The organism is Pontibacter beigongshangensis (assembly GCF_014332515.1).
Lineage (GTDB): Bacteria > Bacteroidota > Bacteroidia > Cytophagales > Hymenobacteraceae > Pontibacter > Pontibacter beigongshangensis.
This window is the reverse complement of record NZ_VFSD01000040.1, coordinates 1-16,513: the sequence shown is the minus strand read 5'-3', so window position 1 is coordinate 16,513 and position 16,513 is coordinate 1. Positions and strand designations below refer to the sequence as shown.

Annotated in this window: 15 protein-coding genes; 7 read left to right on the top strand and 8 right to left on the bottom strand. The window is 51.7% G+C overall.

Annotated features, from left to right (window positions below; genetic code table 11):
• From FJM74_RS21785 to FJM74_RS21760, 6 genes are all read right to left on the bottom strand, one after another.
• Nucleotides 1-473: hypothetical protein (locus tag FJM74_RS21785; RefSeq protein ID WP_187264767.1), on the bottom strand; the 473-nt coding region annotated here is incomplete at its 3' end.
• Between the two features lie 96 nt (nucleotides 474-569).
• Nucleotides 570-1,493 carry a UbiA family prenyltransferase gene (locus tag FJM74_RS21780; protein WP_187264766.1) on the bottom strand — a complete coding sequence of 308 codons (924 nt, stop codon included), beginning with the start codon at nucleotides 1,491-1,493 and terminating at the stop codon, nucleotides 570-572.
• A gap of 155 nt (nucleotides 1,494-1,648) precedes the next feature.
• Nucleotides 1,649-2,410 carry an acyl-CoA desaturase gene (locus tag FJM74_RS21775; protein WP_187264765.1) on the bottom strand — a complete coding sequence of 254 codons (762 nt, stop codon included), beginning with the start codon at nucleotides 2,408-2,410 and terminating at the stop codon, nucleotides 1,649-1,651.
• A 156-nt stretch (nucleotides 2,411-2,566) separates the two neighbouring features.
• Nucleotides 2,567-3,244, bottom strand: a complete 678-nt coding sequence (locus FJM74_RS21770) for an RluA family pseudouridine synthase (RefSeq protein ID WP_187264764.1) — start codon at nucleotides 3,242-3,244, stop codon at nucleotides 2,567-2,569.
• A gap of 243 nt (nucleotides 3,245-3,487) precedes the next feature.
• Nucleotides 3,488-4,306, bottom strand: coding sequence for a 3-methyl-2-oxobutanoate hydroxymethyltransferase (panB, locus tag FJM74_RS21765; protein ID WP_187264763.1), 819 nt, complete (start codon nucleotides 4,304-4,306; stop codon nucleotides 3,488-3,490).
• Nucleotides 4,307-4,557: 251 nt separating this feature from the next.
• The gene (locus tag FJM74_RS21760) at nucleotides 4,558-7,269 is read right to left on the bottom strand and encodes a putative LPS assembly protein LptD (protein WP_187264762.1); all 2,712 of its coding nucleotides are present in this window, start codon (nucleotides 7,267-7,269) and stop codon (nucleotides 4,558-4,560) included.
• 75 nt (nucleotides 7,270-7,344) lie between these two features.
• On the opposite strand from FJM74_RS21760, the gene FJM74_RS21755 reads away from it, so the two are divergent.
• The 4 genes from FJM74_RS21755 (at nucleotide 7,345) to FJM74_RS21740 (ending at nucleotide 12,201) form a co-directional block, all read left to right on the top strand.
• Nucleotides 7,345-8,127: an N-acetylmuramoyl-L-alanine amidase family protein gene (locus tag FJM74_RS21755; RefSeq protein WP_187264761.1), complete on the top strand. Its 783-nt coding sequence runs from the start codon at nucleotides 7,345-7,347 to the stop codon at nucleotides 8,125-8,127.
• Nucleotides 8,128-8,149: 22 nt separating this feature from the next.
• A complete protein-coding gene (locus FJM74_RS21750) occupies nucleotides 8,150-9,184 on the top strand; it encodes an MlaD family protein (RefSeq protein ID WP_187264760.1) in 1,035 nt (344 codons plus the stop codon).
• Nucleotides 9,185-9,492: 308 nt separating this feature from the next.
• Nucleotides 9,493-11,121, top strand: a complete 1,629-nt coding sequence (locus FJM74_RS21745) for an acyl-CoA carboxylase subunit beta (protein WP_187264759.1) — start codon at nucleotides 9,493-9,495, stop codon at nucleotides 11,119-11,121.
• 231 nt (nucleotides 11,122-11,352) lie between these two features.
• The gene (locus FJM74_RS21740; RefSeq protein WP_187264758.1) at nucleotides 11,353-12,201 is read left to right on the top strand and encodes a transglutaminase-like domain-containing protein; all 849 of its coding nucleotides are present in this window, start codon (nucleotides 11,353-11,355) and stop codon (nucleotides 12,199-12,201) included.
• A 213-nt stretch (nucleotides 12,202-12,414) separates the two neighbouring features.
• Here the strand turns inward: FJM74_RS21740 and FJM74_RS21735 are convergent, their stop codons facing one another.
• Nucleotides 12,415-13,005 (bottom strand): redoxin domain-containing protein, encoded by a 591-nt coding sequence (locus tag FJM74_RS21735; protein WP_187264757.1) that lies wholly within the window; start codon nucleotides 13,003-13,005, stop codon nucleotides 12,415-12,417.
• A 22-nt stretch (nucleotides 13,006-13,027) separates the two neighbouring features.
• Nucleotides 13,028-13,669, bottom strand: a complete 642-nt coding sequence (locus tag FJM74_RS21730) for a 4'-phosphopantetheinyl transferase family protein (RefSeq protein WP_187264756.1) — start codon at nucleotides 13,667-13,669, stop codon at nucleotides 13,028-13,030.
• Between the two features lie 247 nt (nucleotides 13,670-13,916).
• Here FJM74_RS21730 and FJM74_RS21725 point away from each other — a divergent pair, with 247 nt between their 5' ends.
• Genes FJM74_RS21725 through folB form a run of 3 tightly spaced genes read left to right on the top strand, consistent with a single transcriptional unit; the run spans nucleotide 13,917 to nucleotide 16,149 of the window.
• Nucleotides 13,917-14,840 carry a WD40 repeat domain-containing protein gene (locus FJM74_RS21725; protein WP_187264755.1) on the top strand — a complete coding sequence of 308 codons (924 nt, stop codon included), beginning with the start codon at nucleotides 13,917-13,919 and terminating at the stop codon, nucleotides 14,838-14,840.
• A gap of 2 nt (nucleotides 14,841-14,842) precedes the next feature.
• The gene (locus FJM74_RS21720; RefSeq protein WP_187264754.1) at nucleotides 14,843-15,793 is read left to right on the top strand and encodes a DivIVA domain-containing protein; all 951 of its coding nucleotides are present in this window, start codon (nucleotides 14,843-14,845) and stop codon (nucleotides 15,791-15,793) included.
• Entirely contained in the window at nucleotides 15,793-16,149 is a 357-nt protein-coding gene (gene folB, locus FJM74_RS21715) for a dihydroneopterin aldolase (protein ID WP_187264753.1), read from the top strand. Before FJM74_RS21720 ends, folB begins: the two co-directional genes overlap by 1 nt.
• Nucleotides 16,150-16,513: the final 364 nt, after the last annotated feature.

Sequence of the window (16,513 nt, the reverse complement as noted above, 5' to 3'; positions counted from 1 at the left end):
TAACTCCAGAAACGGTAAGGGGGATGGGCGAGGAGGTAATACACGTAGCTGACTACCACTCCGAAAATGACATGAGCGAAGATAAGCGAGAGCAGGAAAAATCTGAGGTTAATAGCAGGAGGCCTGGTGTGCAGCATAAAAAGGAAATACCAGCCTGCCATGGCCAGCAAGCCATGACCGAGACCGAACAATGCCCCCCAAGCGGCAGTAGGGGCACCAACACCAGAATCCCAGAGGGCAAGGTAGCCAAGCGCAAACAATATGCCGGCGGCATAATGAGCCACCGTGCCGGTTAGAGTGGCCTGTATGCTGCCGGAGAGGCTGCCGTCGGCCTGCGTCTGATTGGTAAGCATAGTGCCTAAAATCTTGATCACCTTCATAACCCGCCTGGTCAGCAGTGTAAGCAGGTACATGAAAGCAGTCAGAGCGGCAGTGGCTGCAAGCCCGGCCAGGGTGATGTACAGAAGTTTCATGGCTGATCCAATTATAGTTATATCTACATGTATAAGTAGATACGTGAAATCCTGCCGATGAATAGAATTAAAATAGATTAGCCTGTAAAGCTCCTTTCAGAAGAAGGCACGGGCAATAATTATAGAAATAAATGCCAGGCTGATGCAAAGAGAAGAAAGTTTATTCATGCGCATGGTATTTTCAAAATTCGCTTCCCGCTGGTCCTGCAGTGTCTGTAGTACCCATTTCACAAAAAAGTAAACAATCGGACCCGTGCAGGCCAGGAAGATGAGAAGGTTGTGCAGTTGTTGAGCGTATAGGTAAAGTCCAAGCAAAAGAGCGGTGCCAAGCAGCAGGCTGACGGCTGCAAAAAGGAAGGTCCCCCGGATGCCCAGGAGCAGGCTCAGGGTTTTGTCGCCGCGCCGGGCATCTTCTTCGTGCTGGTAAATCTGGGTGAGCGGGTAGGAGCCGCACAGGAACAGGGTGCTGACTACCGCATACCAGCTGTTGGGTGGCTGCAGGACCTCGGCCAAGCCAAACCCCAGCCCGACCTGCACCATGGCATACGTAAAAGCCCCCTGAAAAACAGTAACCACCGCTGTGCTCAGCACCGGGTACTTCTTGAGCCGGGTAACCGGGCTGCTATACGCTTTCGACACCAGCAAGTACAGCGCCACCATGGCCCCAAACAAAGGCGAAAGCCACAACGCCAGCGCCACCGACAAAACATCGAACAGGATAACCAGGTGCAGCAGCTCTGGTGTTACTCTGGGTGGGCGCTCCAGCCCGCCAATACTGCCTTCGTCGCGGTCGCAGTAGGAGTTGTAGCCGTTGCTGGACGGGTATGCCAGCAGGTGCAGCACCAGGAAAACAGCCGCGGCCCTCCAAAACTCATACCCTGTAACCGTACTCAGGGCAAACCAGAAAATAGGCATCAGGTACACCGAAAACGGAATCCGCATCAGCGTAAGTGCATTTCGGTAGCCGGTGCGGGTAACTGAGGTTGCTGCTGCTTTCGTAGCTTGGTTTGATGGCTGCATGTGATATCTGGCAGGTAGTTGAGGAGGTTTTTATGAGTAGTACGTCATAATCTGAGGGAGGATGAGTTGCGGCTGCACCTTTCTGAAAAGCAGGAGCCCCGGCGGCACCTTTAAAACAAAAAAAGCCCTTCCGGCTAGGAAGGGCTTGTGGGGGCTTAAGCAGCTGCTTTTGATTTATGGCTGGTTTCCTTTACAGGTTTCAGCTTGATGACGTTCAGCTTGTTCAGTGTCCAGATAACAGGCCACGTTGGGTCAACCTCCCACCACTTTACGCCGAAGTTCACGCGGTTTGGCAGTTTGTGGTGGTTGTTCTGAAACAGCTCGCCGCCGGTCAGGAAGTCGAAGAAAAGCGAGTTTCTGGATTTGTCGTTGTTGTCGAAGTTCTGGTAGCCGTACTTGTGTCCGCTCCAGTTTACGATCGCGCCGTGAACCGGGCCCATCAGGAAGTGGATCGGCAGGAGCAGGTACATCCACCAGGCCGTAGCAAAGTTAATGTAGAACAACACGTAAAAGGTACCCCAGAAAATGCGGGAATACCAGGTGTCGCCAATTTTATCTACAAAGCCCCAAACCGGGTAGTTTCCTTCAAACCGGCGCTCTGGCTCCACGCGGTTGTTGAGTACGTTGTTGTATATCTCCTTGGTCTTCCACATCATGGTAAAGGCGTTGTTGGAGAAGTGCGGCGAGTGCGGGTCCTGCTCTGTATCGGAGAAGGCGTGGTGCATGCGGTGCAGAATGGCATACGCCCGGGGCGAAAGGAACGAAGAGCCCTGCGCCACATAGGTAAGCATATAAAACGCCTTTTCCCAGAAAGGATTCATCGTAAACATTTTATGTGCGGCGTAGCGGTGCAGGTAAAATGTTTGTACAAACAACGAAAGGTACCAGTGTACCACAAAGAAAATAAGGATTGCCATTATGTATGATTAGGTATAGGTAATGCAGATTTTTTCGGAAACTATGCCCCGTAGGTTGCAAATTTACGACAGGTTTTTTTAAGTTAAATAGAGTGGAGCCAATAAAAGTTCAGAAACTGACGAAAATCATTTTCTGGACGGCGGTTTTGGCGGCCGCTATTTCAGGTTGCGGAAGGGGGCCCAGGCTGCTGCGGCTGGGGGAGGGGCACTCACTGATACTTTTGTTTTAAGGGTAGGGTGTTCAAAGGCCAGTTCACGGGCATGCAGGGCTATGCTCTTGTCGGGCAGGGGCTGTTTTGCGCCATATTTCAGGTCGCCTATGATCGGGCAGCGCATCGAGGCCAGCTGCACCCGGATCTGGTGAGGCCGCCCGGTAACCGGGTACACCTCCAGCAGGTACTTCTCCTCCTGGTGGCTGCGCAGCCGGTACGACAACTCCGATCGCTGCCCGGCCGGGTTCTCTTTGGCAAAAGCCTTGGTCACGTTTCTGTCGCTGTCTTTCACGAGCCAGTGCACCAGCGTCTGGCTTTCCTGCGGTGGCCTGTTCTGCACGAGTGCCCAGTAGGTCTTCTGCATCTTTTTGCTCTTGAACATCTCGTTCAGGCGGGCCAGTGCCTTTGAGGTTTTAGCTAGCAGCACCACGCCGCTTACGGGCCGGTCCAGGCGGTGTACCACGCCTATAAACACGTTGCCGGGCTTGTTGTATTTCTGTCTGATATACTCCTTTGCCACCTCGGCCAGCGGCACATCGCCGGTCTCGTCGCCATGCACCAGCATGCCTGCCGGCTTGTTCACGATGAGCAGGTGGTTATCTTCGTAGAGTACATCTAGCATGTGAGGTTCTTTTTGGTTGGGCACAGCGTGTTGTCAGGACACAAAACGCAGGGCATTTTATCTGAAGCATTGATTAAATCCAGGATCCGGAAATTATTTGAATGAAAATGCCCCTCCAAAAGCTTATCCCCTTCTTCTGCTGCTATTGCCTGCTCCAGTCTCCTGCGAGGGGCAGGAGCATTTTAAAAAGTCTTGTATCCGGTGTCTGATGTCCTGTGTCTTAAAAATGTCCTATGTCTTTAATTAATAGGCTTCTTTCTCTGTCGGAAAGTCCTTGCTTTTCACATCTGCAATATAGTTGGTAACGGCATCGGTCATGATGGTGTGCAGGTCGGCGTAGCGCCTCAGAAAGCGGGGCTTGAACTCTTTGTTAATGCCGAGCATGTCGTGCACCACCAGTACCTGCCCATCTACGTGCGGGCCGGCACCAATCCCGATTATCGGAATCAGCAGTTTTTCTGCCACTTTACGGGCCAGTTCGGAAGGGATTTTTTCGAGTACGATGGCAAAGCAGCCCAGCTCCTGCAGCAGCTGCGCGTCGTCTATAAGCTTTTGTGCCTCGGCCTCTTCTTTGGCGCGAACAGTATAGGTTCCAAATTTGTAAATAGATTGCGGCGTCAGGCCCAGGTGTCCCATTACGGGCACGCCGGCGCTCAGAATGCGGGTTACAGACTCTTTTATTTCAGCGCCACCTTCCAGCTTTACGCCGTGCCCGCCCGACTCCTTCATAATCCGGATGGCAGACCGCAGTGCCTCAGAGGAGTTGCCCTGGTAAGAGCCAAACGGCAGGTCTACCACCACAAAGGCTCTTTTTACAGCTCTTACCACAGAAGCCGCGTGGTAAATCATCTGGTCGAGCGTTATAGGCAGGGTGGTTTCGTGACCAGCCATCACGTTAGAGGCCGAGTCGCCCACCAATAGCACATCTACACCAGCCGCGTCCAGGATGCTTGCCATCGAGAAATCGTAAGCTGTGAGCATCGAGATTTTCTCGCCCCGCTCTTTCATGTTCTGGAGCTGGTGGGTAGTTATAATTTTTGCCTCACTTTTATGAACTGACATACATTAACTGGTTTATGATACTGTAAAAGTAAAAAAATATGAGCGCTTGTCTTGTTTTTTTTCTGGCAAGAATTATCTGTGGAGGTATAGGAGGTGCGGTGCTTCGGTGCTTTAAAAAAATTGCCTGCTATGCTGCCTTTACCACAGTCCGATTTTATTCAGCAAGTAGGGCAACAGACAAGTTCAGGTCTGGTGTAAAGATAATCTAAAACTAAGACAGCCACATGCGGTCACATGCGGCTGTCTTGGTTTTAGCGGTTCCAGCCCGATCTGTTTCTGGTCAGGCGCAGGTCCCGGAGCAGCGAAGACCGGGCGTTGATGGTTAAGTTATAGCCGCGCATAAAGCCAAACGGAATCCACGAAATGCTCATGTCCCAGCAGTGCAGGTCGCGGTGTATGTTCAGGCTGGCGTTTGAAATGTTATTGTTAACAAAGTCGTAAGATGCCAGATAGGAGATCTTCCATTTTTCGGTCAGGTTTACGGAGCCATTAAAGGCAAAGGTCTGCGTAAGCATGGGGGGCGTCTCAGATTGCAGGTTTCTGGCATAATACAGGGTGTAGTTCATGCTCAGGGTCCACGGAATTTTAAAGTCGACGTAAGAGGGCATGTTCGGCATCATGCCTTGCTCCAGCGCCGGCAGGTTAGTAGGAGGCGCTGTTTCCGACCCTCCCTGAGAAGACGGGTTAAAGCTGGCTCCCAAAGACATGCTGGCGTTGGAGAACCGGGGCATGACATAACTATCTACCCGGCGGCCCTCCAAATTATACTTATAAGGATCGAGCACAGAGGTAACCGTGAAGTTAAAGATCTTGAACAGGCGGGTATTCAGGTTCAGGTTTATGTTGCTGAGCTTGAAGGAGTCGGCCGCGAAATTGTAAAAGGTGCTGGCCCCGAGGTTGTCGATCAGGCTTATTTTTTCAAACTCCTTCGCTGCGGTGTCGCTTTTGCTGCGGATCTTCATCTCCACATTGTTCTGGATGTTGAGCGATAGGCCGCTCTGCAGTCCGCCGCCCGGTGCGTTGGCAAATCGCCTGGCCCGGCCATATACGGGTACCAGGGTTTGTTGATCTGTGCCGGCATGTAGTGTGTCGGTAGCAATTTGCACCTGCTGGTAATAGTTAAAGGAGCTGCTGCCATAGTTGGGGCTATAAGAATAGGAAACTGCCGGGCGCATCACGTGCCGGATGGCCTCTACCCGCTTGCCTTTTACCTGCACTGTGCCGTACACGTTGGTGCTGAGCGAGGCGCCTGCGCCATACTGGTAAATGCGGCCAAAGTTGGAGGTGTCTATCCGTACGGCATTTGCATTCTCGTCGTAGCTGTAGCTGTAGCGCTGGTCTGTCCAGATTTCGCTGTAGTTTACGCTGGGTGTCAGGTTAAAGTGGCGCAACACTTTGTAGTTGCCCAAGCCTATGCTGAAATTGTGGTTTGCCTGCCGGCGGCCGTTCCGCCAGAGCTCCGCCAGGTTGTTGAAGTTCAGCGGGAAAGCTCTTGCCGTATCGCCACCGTTTACTATTCTGGCTATAGAACGATTGAAGCCATTTACAGGTAAAACCGAAAAGGTGGAGTCTCTTCTTTCTACCTGGTTGCTGACGTTGTTCTGAAAGTTGACATTGTAGCCAAACGTAAACTTCTCGTACCACTTGCCGGTAGGCACCTTACTGGTCAGCATTTCAAACACGCTCATCTGCGTCATGGCAAAGTTCATGTCTGGCAGCACGAAGCTCATAACAGTTGGGCCGGGGTTTCTTAAATTAGCGCCACCATTTTTTTGCTGCTGCCGCAAGGTAATGCCGTAGCTAAAAGGGGAATTGGGTATTGTTTTCTGATAAGCGATGGAGGAGGTGAAAGTTGGTGTCAGGTACTGGCTCGAGCTGGTCATGTTCACGCGGTTAAACAGGGAGCTACCTGCGCTCACGTTCGCCGAGAACCGGCCCCGGCCGGGCTTCTGTACCGGGCTGTGGCTCCAGCTAATCCAGATAGAGCGTGTGGTGGGCGGCAACTCCATTCGTCCTGCTGATCGCGACTGCTCAATGTCGGCCTCGTCGTTCTTAAAGTAATCGTAGGAGATGGAGAGGTTGCCGTTATACGCGTAGCGCTTAAAGTACGAGTTGTTCATGTTCACCTTGTAGCCGCCAAGCGAGTAAATATCGCCGGTTATGCTGGTGCCGATGTAATCGTTCAGGGCCAGGTAGTAGCCACCGTTACTCAGGTTGAACCCGCGTGCCCGCGAATCTCCAAAAGTAGGAACCAGCACCCCGGAAGTGCGGTTTTGCTTGGGTGTAGGAAACAGGCCGAACAGAAAACCGAGGGGAGTGGGAATATCGCCGATCACGAGGTTAAACGGCCCCGACATCACCTTTTCGTTCGGGATGGCCTTTATCTTGCTGGCATTGATATAAAAGTGAGGGTGCTCCAAGTTACAAGTGGTATATTGGGCATGAAACACCGAGAATTCGTTTTTCTCGTTTCTTTTTACGATCTCGCCATGTATATATCCCTCGCCCTGCTGCGTTACTACTTCAGAGATCAGACCTTTTTTGCTTTTAACGTTGTAAGCGATCTTTTTTGCGGCAAATGTCTCGCCACCGTCCTTAAAAACAGGCACGCCGATCTCTTTGCCCGTAGAGTCTGTGGCAGGGTTGGCCGTAAGCGTGTTGGTCTCGTAGTTGATCTGGATATAAGCCGCCTCCAAAGACACCGTGCCATACTCGATCTTGGCATTGCCATAGAGGTGCGCAATTTTGTTGTTTGCCTCCAGCACGATTGAATCGCTGGCAGAATATTTGATAGTGGTCTGGATATCGCCGGGTGGCGCAGCCAGAGCCACCGAGTCAGGGCTGGCCGGTATAGTGTCCTGCGGTATGGCGGCCGGATGTGGCGTCACCCCTTGCCCCGATGCTAAAAAAGGAGAAAGTGTGATGAGCTGCAGTAGCAGCAAATAAAAGATTTTGTATCCCAACTTCTTCAGACTTCTCTAAAGTTTTTATTTTATTTGTACAAAGTTATTGTTTTAGCTTTTAACCTAACGAAAGTTGTGAAAAATATTGTTACTGTTTCGGTCTTAGCTTTGTTATTGGTGGTATGCAGCGCAGGCAAGCTGGAGTTTCGCAAAGCTTACAAGTTGCGCACTGTTGTAATAGATGCCGGCCATGGTGGAAAAGATTCCGGCTGTAACGGTAAAATGTCGCATGAGGCAGATGTGGCCCTGCAACTGGCCCTGCAGGTGGGCGCCCTGATAGAGAAAAACCTGCCTGACGTAAAGGTGATCTATACCCGCAAGACCAACACCTTTGTGGAGCTGATCGACCGTGCAGGAATTGCCAACAAGAATAATGCCGACCTTTTTATCTCCATCCACCTGAATGCCGGCCCATCCACGGCCTATGGCACCGAGACCTATGCCATGGGGCTGCAGAAATCGGAGGGGAACCTGCAGGTGGCCAAGCGGGAGAACTCCGTGATCCTGCACGAGGAGAACTACAAAGAGAACTACAACGGTTTCGACCCCCACTCGCCCCAGAGCCATATTCTCTTTAGCCTGCACCAGAGCGCCTACATGGAAAACAGCCTCCGCTTTGCCGACAAGGTAGAGCGGGAGTTTAAAGAGAGAGTAGGCCGTAACAGCAGAGGTGTGAAACAGGCGCCCTTCCTGGTGCTCTGGAAATCCTTTATGCCAAGCGTGCTGATAGAGTGCGGTTTCCTGACAAATCCGGCGGAAGAAAAATTTCTTAACGATAAAACCGGACAGACGTATATTGCTTCAGGTATATATCGGGCCTTCAAGGATTATAAACAAGAGTTGGAGGCCATGAACTGATACACAACTCAAACACCCCTACGTGAGAATATCAAAAGAAATAAAAGTAGCGCTTCTTGGAATAGCCGCACTTGTCATACTGTACTTCGGATATATGTTCCTGAAAGGAGCAGATTTGTTTTCCGGTACTAAAACCTATTATGTTGTTTATGAAAACGTAGACGGGTTAAATGTCTCTAATCCTGTGTTCCTGAACGGGGTAAATGTGGGCAGGGTGCAGAAAATGACCCTGCTGACCGACGAAGGAAACAAAATCCTGACCGAGATAGAAGTGGTGAAGGAAGTGAAGGTTGGAGATTCCACCATTGCCAGTCTCGCCAATTCAGACTTTCTGGGGAGCAAGGCCATTATGCTCTACCTCGGCAACAACTCTAAACTGTATGAGGGCGGTGAGCGCCTGATCGCCTTCAAGGAAAGCAGCATCGCCGACATGCTCTCCTCCAAATCGGTGCCTGTAATAGATAAGGTAGACACGACGCTGGCCCGCGTAAACAGGCTCCTCGACAGCGAGGCCAAAGGCAATGTGCAGGACATTCTGGTGAATGTGAAAGAGACGACAGCCGCCGTAAACGATATTCTGCAAATGAACCAGCGCAACATTGAGCTTATTACAGCCAACCTGGTGCAACTCACCAACTCACTTAAGCAAACCGAACGGAATATAAACAAGCTTGCCGGTAACATGGCCGAAATTACCGATACCCTGAAACAGGTAGAGATCACGCAACTGGTGCAAAATGCCAATCTTGCCGTGTCGGAGCTGCAGACTACGGTGGCGAAGCTAAACTCCGACGAGGGCTCTCTGGGCAAGCTGATGAACGACGAGGCCCTGTACCGGAACATGAGCCGCTCCACCGAGTCGCTCAACCTGCTGCTCCGCGATATTCAGACTAACCCCAAGCGCTACGTAAACTTCTCGGTGATAGGCCGAAAGGACAAGTATACCGTAGATGCCACTGGCCGGGTTATAACGCTCGACGAAGTGAAGGAGATGCAGGACCAGCACCCGAAAGAATTTAATCGCCCGGTTCCGGCCGATTCTGCTGCCAGCAAATAAGATTTGGTCGCTAAAGCTTCAACCTGCCTGTTGCCCTTTTAGAGGCTTCAACATCAGGCAGGCTAATAGCTTATTGGGCATTAAAGGTAAATCCGCTTTCTGAGCGGATTTTTCTTTGGCACAGGCTCCGGTTTTGTGCGCAGAAAGAAATGGCCTGCCAACATTTTCGGCAACAAGCGAGTAAGGTTAAATTATTCCAATGAAAAACACCCTCAGGAGCCTGTTTTGCTGCTGAGGGTGCTGCCCACGGTGGCTCCTAAGTCAGGATCGACCCTGATACATCTACCATCTGCAATCTGAAAAACGGCATGGATATCGAATTTAATAAGAACGAAGACGCACTGAAGCAGCTGGTGTACCAGCTGCAAACCAAACTGAAGAAAGTATACCTGGGTGGCGGCGAAAAACGCATCCAGAAAGAACACGCCAAAGGCAAAATGACCGCCCGTGAGCGCCTCAGCTACCTGCTCGACAAAGACGCTGATTTCCTGGAAATAGGGGCCTTTGCCGGAGACGGCATGTACCAGGAAGCAGGTGGCTGCCCCAGTGGCGGCGTGGTAACGGGCATCGGCTACATAAAAGGCCGCCAGTGTGTGGTGGTCGCCAACGACGCCACCGTAAAAGCCGGCGCCTGGTTCCCGATTACGGCCAAAAAGAACCTGCGTGCCCAGGAAATCGCCATTGAGAACAAATTGCCTATTGTGTACCTGGTAGATAGTGCCGGCGTTTTTCTGCCGATGCAGGACGAGATTTTCCCTGATAAAGAACATTTCGGGCGCATGTTCCGCAACAATGCCGTGATGAGCTCGATGGGCATTGTGCAAATTGCGGCCATTATGGGGAGTTGCGTAGCAGGTGGTGCCTACCTGCCCATTATGAGCGACGAGGCCCTGATCGTGGAAGGCACAGGCTCCATTTTTCTGGCGGGCTCCTACCTGGTAAAAGCTGCCATCGGTGAGAACATCGATAACGAAACCCTGGGAGGTGCCACCACCCACTCCGAAATATCTGGCGTGACGGACTACAAGTGCAAAGACGATAAAGAGTGCCTCGACCACATCCGCACCATATTCGACAAGCTGGGCGAAAACCCCAGAGCCGGGTTCAGCAGGGCTACGCCAGCTAAACCCGGCCTGCAGGAGCAGGAGCTATACGGACTTGTGCCAGCCGACCGCGCCAAGCCGTACGACATGATGGACATTGTGCTGCGGCTGGTGGATAACTCGGAGTTTGAGCCCTACAAAGACCTCTATGGCCAGACGCTGATCTGCGGCCTGGCCCGCATAGATGGCTGGGCGGTAGGCATCGTGGCCAACCAGCGCAAAATTGTGAAGAGCAAGAAAGGCGAGATGCAGATGGGCGGCGTTATCTATTCCGACTCTGCCGACAAGGCTGCCCGGTTTATCATGAACTGCAACCAGAAAAAGATTCCGCTGGTGTTTCTGCAGGATGTGTCGGGGTTTATGGTGGGCAGCAAAGCCGAGCATGGCGGCATTATTAAAGACGGCGCCAAAATGGTGAATGCCATGGCCAACTCAGTGGTGCCCAAGTTCACGATCCTGATCGGCAACAGCTACGGAGCCGGCAACTACGCTATGTGCGGCAAAGCCTACGACCCGCGCCTGATCTTTGCCTGGCCCACGGCACAACTGGCGGTCATGAGCGGAGCATCAGCCGCCAAAACGCTCCTTCAGATCCAGGTTTCTGCCCTCAAAGCGAAAGGGGAGGTCATAACACCGGAGGCAGAGCAGGAACTGCTGGAGCGCATTACCGCCAAGTACAACGAAGAACTGTCGCCATACTATGCCGCCGCCCGGCTTTGGGTAGACGGTATCATAGACCCGCTGGAGACCAGAAAAGTGATCTCGATGGGCATAGCAGCCGCCAACCACGCCCCGATAGAGAAGCCTTACAACGTGGGCGTAATCCAGACGTGATCTATTAAGGTAGGAAGATAGAGAAGGAGCAGCAGTACCTCCGGAGGGGCATTTTCATTCAAATAATTTGCTGGCGGGTTATTTTTGGTGCAGTTTTGGCAGCAGGGATTGCAGCAGAAGTTTTCAGGATGTGACATTTTTTGGCAGAGAGCTGTTATTATCTCGTCTGAACTATGGTTTCTGTTTTTTCTAATTTCTAAATTTGATATTCATTACAACAACAAAAATAGCGTGACAAAAAATGAGATAAAGGCGTTGGTTTCGCTCCTGGACGATTCTGATTATGAAGTGGCCACGCATGTAGAGCAGCGGATAGTGGCGTTAGGAACAAGTATTATTCCTTTTCTGGAGGAGGAGTGGGAGGAGACCCTCGATGCCGACCTGCAGAAAAGAATTGAAGACCTGATTCACAGCCTGCAGTACGACGGGCTGCTGGCAAGGCTGAAGGAGTGGAAGGAAAACGGGGCAGAGGACCTGCTGGAGGGCATGTGGCTGGTAAACTCATACCTCTACCCGGATGTAGAAAAAGCCACCATCATAAAAAGTATTGAGCAGCTCTACTTCGACGCCTGGGCCAGCATGCAGGACGAGATGCACCCCTACGACCAGGTAAAGGCCCTGAACCATGTCCTGTTCCGCGAAAAGAAGTTCTCGGCCAACACCAAGAATTTCCATTCGCCGGCCAACTCCATGCTGCACCTGGCCCTGGAGACAAGGCGCGGCAACCCGCTCACGCTTTGCGTTATTTACATGACCATCGCCCAGAAGCTGGGCATGCCCGTGTATGGCGTAAACCTGCCAAACCTGTTTATCCTGACGTATAAGCAGGACAGCGTGCAGTTTTACATCAATGTGTACAACAAGGGGCTGGTGCTGTCTAAAACCGATATCGACAACTATATTCTGCAGCTCAACCTGAACCCGATAGATATTTTTTACGATCCCTGCTCCAACCTCGAAATAGTAAAGCGGGCGCTACGCAACCTGGCCTTCTCGTTCGAGAAAATGGACGACCTGGAAAAAGCCACCGAGGTTACCAAACTGCTCACCGCCATGACCGACGATGATCCGGCGATTTAAACATCAAAAAAGCAGAAGCCGCTCCTTTGTCAGAGCGGCTTCTGCTTTTGGTTTCAGTTGTAATTAATTTCCTCGCGCTCGTCTCCAGACGCGCGGGAGAGTATCTTTTGTGATATTAAAACAGCAGCAGCTGCAGTGACAAAATGAAAAAGGCCTCTGGAGGGCCTTTTTCATTAGAATAATTCGAATCTGCGCTGCGCGATCAGCTGGCATCTAATATTTCTTGATCATACAACCGGTGGCGCGTCTTTCCAGCGAGGTTACTGTTTTGTTGCCGAGCACTTCGTCGATCACATTCTTCAGGAAAAAGTTTTTTACCTGGTCCGCTACCTGCGGGTTATCGTCTATGGCACCTTTATATTTTAGGGTGAACTGGCCCTCATTCTGGAGCAGCACGAAGGCCTCCGGTGTTTTGGTGGCTCCAAATTTTGCACTTAGCTGTTGCCCCTCGTCGGCCAGGTACGGGAAGCTGTAGTTTTTAGAAGCCAGGTCCTGCCGTGTTTCGCTGCCTTCGCCGGTGCCGATGCTGGGGTTAACAAAGATAAATTGTATACCCTTGCCTGCATAAGCGCCTGCCAGGTTTACCAGTCGTTGCTCATAGAGCTTGGAGTAGGGGCAGAGGTTGTTCGTGAAAACCACCACCACGGCCCGTTTGCCGGCATAATCGCTCAGCGACACAGCTTTGTTCTGGCCGTCGTTCAGCGAGAAGTTAGCCACCTTGTCGTTGAGCTTATAGCTGCCCGACTGTGCAAAAACACTTCCGGCTAAGAGCACGACAACAGCAAGTGCGGCAAATTTTTTCATGAGTAGTGGGTTTGAGTAGAATTTATGCAATAGCGTCGTCAATACAGTATGTCAGCATATGGTTATGGAGGCTTTTGAAGTGAACCTCGTACGTTTTTGTAAAACTCTCTGTCCTGACCTGGCCCAGTAGCCTGTCTTCAGCAGTTGAGGTAGCCAGCGAGATGTTTTCCTTAAATATAAGCTTTCTTTTGCTATACATTTTATAAAGAGTTTCCTTCGCGCTCCAGTAGAGGCAGGTTTTTAGGCCATCTCCGGCCGTACAGTCTTTCTCGGCTTGGGCCAGAAATCTGTCTGCTACCCGAAGCGCCTTCTGGCTTAGTAGTTCAATATCTATGCCAACCTCATACTTGTCTGAGAGTATAACGGCTGCCAGCTGCGGCGAGTGCGTAATAGATATATTTATTTCGCTGTTTTCGAAAAAGGGCTTCCCATTCTCATCGCGCAGCAGGGGTAGCGGGGCATCCGTAAAGTGCCGTAACAGTCGGTAAGCCAGCACCCTGCTGGCCAGCCACTCCTGCTCCCGCTTCGGGTGCAGCCTGCCTGCCATGGCACTTAAGTCGGCGTGAGCTGGCAGGGCCGCATATAATTCCGCTGCCGGTTCCTCAATCAGCCAGATGCCTATAAGGGTGTGAGGGTCGGGTTGCAGGGTGTGGAGCTGTGGCATAAGCAGGGCAGGGGACCTGCCAAATTAAAAATTAAGAATTATAGATTAGGATTCGCCAGTACTCCCATGTCTGGATTTCTGCTGGTAGTGGCGGAAGTGGTGCAGGTTGCCGGGCAAAAGCTACAGAACCTGCAATTGCTTATTTTTTGTTGTAAATTTAAACAAATTAAGCGCTTGTCCGGTTTCCGGGGCTGCTATAAAGCCAGGAAGGGAAACAGACGCTATCACTAACGCAAAATCAGCTGGCATGGCTACTACCATAGAAGTACAAAAACTGCATACCCTTACCGGTCACCGCGACTGCATCTACACCCTGGAGTCTTCCGGCGAAAACGCCGTGGTTTTTTCGGCAGGTGGCGATGGCATGGTGGCGGCCTGGAATTTAAACGACCCTGAAAACGGGGAACTGGTGGCGAAGGTGACCTCCTCGGTGTATGCCCTGAGCTATGTGCCTTTCCGGAGCCTGCTGCTGATCGGCCAGAACAACGAGGGCGTGCAGGTAATCGACCTTCAGAATAAAGCTATTCTGAAATCGGTATCGCTGCCCAAGGTGCCTATTTTCGATATCAAGTACAGCGCCACGCTGAACAAAGTGTACGTGGCGCAGGGCAACGGGGGCATCTGCATCCTGGCCGCCGACACCTTTGAGCTGCAGACCATTGTGCGCAGCACCGACCAGAGCGCCCGCTCCCTAGCCCTGAATGCGCACACGCAGGAGCTGGCCGTTGGCTACAGCGACAACAGCGTCAGGATTTTTGATGCGGACACCATGCAGCTGAAGCACGAACTGAAAGCACATACCAACTCGGTGTTTACGGTGGCTTACTCCCCGGAAGGCGACCTGCTGATAAGCGGCGGCCGCGATGCGCACTTGCGGGTGTGGGAGGTGCAGAACAACTACAAGGAGCGTGGCTACACCATTGCCCACATGTACACCATCAACCACATCGCCTACAGCCCCGACGGCCGGCATTTTGCCACCTGCAGCATGGACAAGTCGATCAAGATCTGGGATGCCCGCACCTTTAAATTACTGAAGGTGATCGACAAAGTCCGCAACGCCAGCCATGGCACTTCCGTGAATAAATTATTTTGGACGACTCATCATAATCAGTTAGTTTCGTGTAGCGATGATCGCACCATTTCGGTCTGGGACATTAAATTGAGTTGAATATGAAGATTACACCGTTAGAAATCAGACAAAAGACATTTGAGAAGGCTTTCAGAGGTTTAGACAAGGATGAGGTAAATGCTTTTTTGCTGACCTTATCGCAGCAGTGGGAAAAGCTCCTTGACGAGAACAAGGATCTGCGCATGAAGCTGGACACGTCGCACCGCGAAACCCAGAAGCTGCGGGAGGTGGAGTCTTCGCTTTACAAAACGCTCAAAACCGCCGAAGATACCGGCAACAGCATACTGGAGCAGGCCACCAAATCGGCTGAGCTAAAAGCCCGCGAGGCACAGCTGCAGTCGGATGAATTGCTGAACAGGGCCCGCAACGAGGCGCGTGCGCTTCTGGAGGAAGCCAGCCACAAATCGGGTAAGATACTGGCCGAAATGCAGCAGGAGGTAAAAGCCCTGGAGCAGGATTACCAGCGCCTCGAGAGCTACCTCGACAGCATGGTGCGCGACCTGAAAAATCTGGCAAACGATGCGCTGGATAAGGTTGAGCGGGCAAGTGCAAAACCAAAAACAAACACTTTGAGTATTCTTTCTAGAGCAGTAGACGTAGAAGTACACACACCAGAACTGCTGCATAACCTGAAAGAGATGAAAGTATCGAACGAAGAACTATACCCGGTAGCCGCTACGCCGGTTGCCGTGCAGGTAATAAACGAGGTAGAACCGTTTGGCGATCCTGCACCAGACGTTACCCAGCCCATCCCCGAAATTCCGAACCCGGTAACGCCGGTGCCGGTTATTCCGGGGCCTGAAATAGAGCAGCCGGAGCCCGATTACCCTGGTCGTGTGCCTGCCCCCGAAATTGAGCAGCCTGTTCCGGAAGTACAGCCCATCAAGCCCGATCAGCCCGAAATACAGCCGCCCATGACGGAGCCATCCAGAAGCCAAAATCAGCAGCCTGTAAAACAAACTGCCGGTTCTTTCTTCGATGAGATAGGGTAATGGGACAAATTGCGCTGGAGGGCCTGGAGTTCTTCGCATTTCATGGGTACTACGACGAGGAGCAGAAAATCGGCAACAAGTACGGCATCGACCTGTATTTAGACACCGACCTGCGCCGCGCCGCAGAGTCTGACGACCTGCACCAGACCGTAAACTACGAAACCCTGTATGCGCTGGTACTGGCCGAAATGAAAGTGCCCGCCCGCCTGCTCGAGCACCTGGGCCACCGGATCATAGACAAGATCTATGAGCGGTTCCCTTTTGTGCAGTCGGTAAAGGTGAGTGTATACAAGTTTAACCCACCGCTCGGCGGCATCTGCAAATGGGCCAAAGTGACGCTGGAAGAGGCAAGGTAATGGCTTATTGATCATATGACAGCAGCTGGTTCTGAAATGGGGCCAGCTGCTGCTGTTTTTGCTGGATGCCAGGGAGGCCTGAGCAGCAGCAAAGGCCTCGCAGTGTGCGCAGCTCCTGCGAGTGTCTGGGAGTTTCAGCAGGAGCAGTGCCTCCGGAGGGGCAAAATCATTAGAATAATTTGATCGCGGCCTGTTTGTCAGAATCAGGATTTACAGGATGTTGAGGATTAATTAAAAAAAAGTTTATATCTTCCTTACTGCTGATTTTCCTTGTTATCAAGGGGCATGGTCATCCGCAAGGGTTGAGGCTACTGAATTTCTAATTTCTAATTTTTAATTTGGCGCAGCCTTAGAGAATTATTTG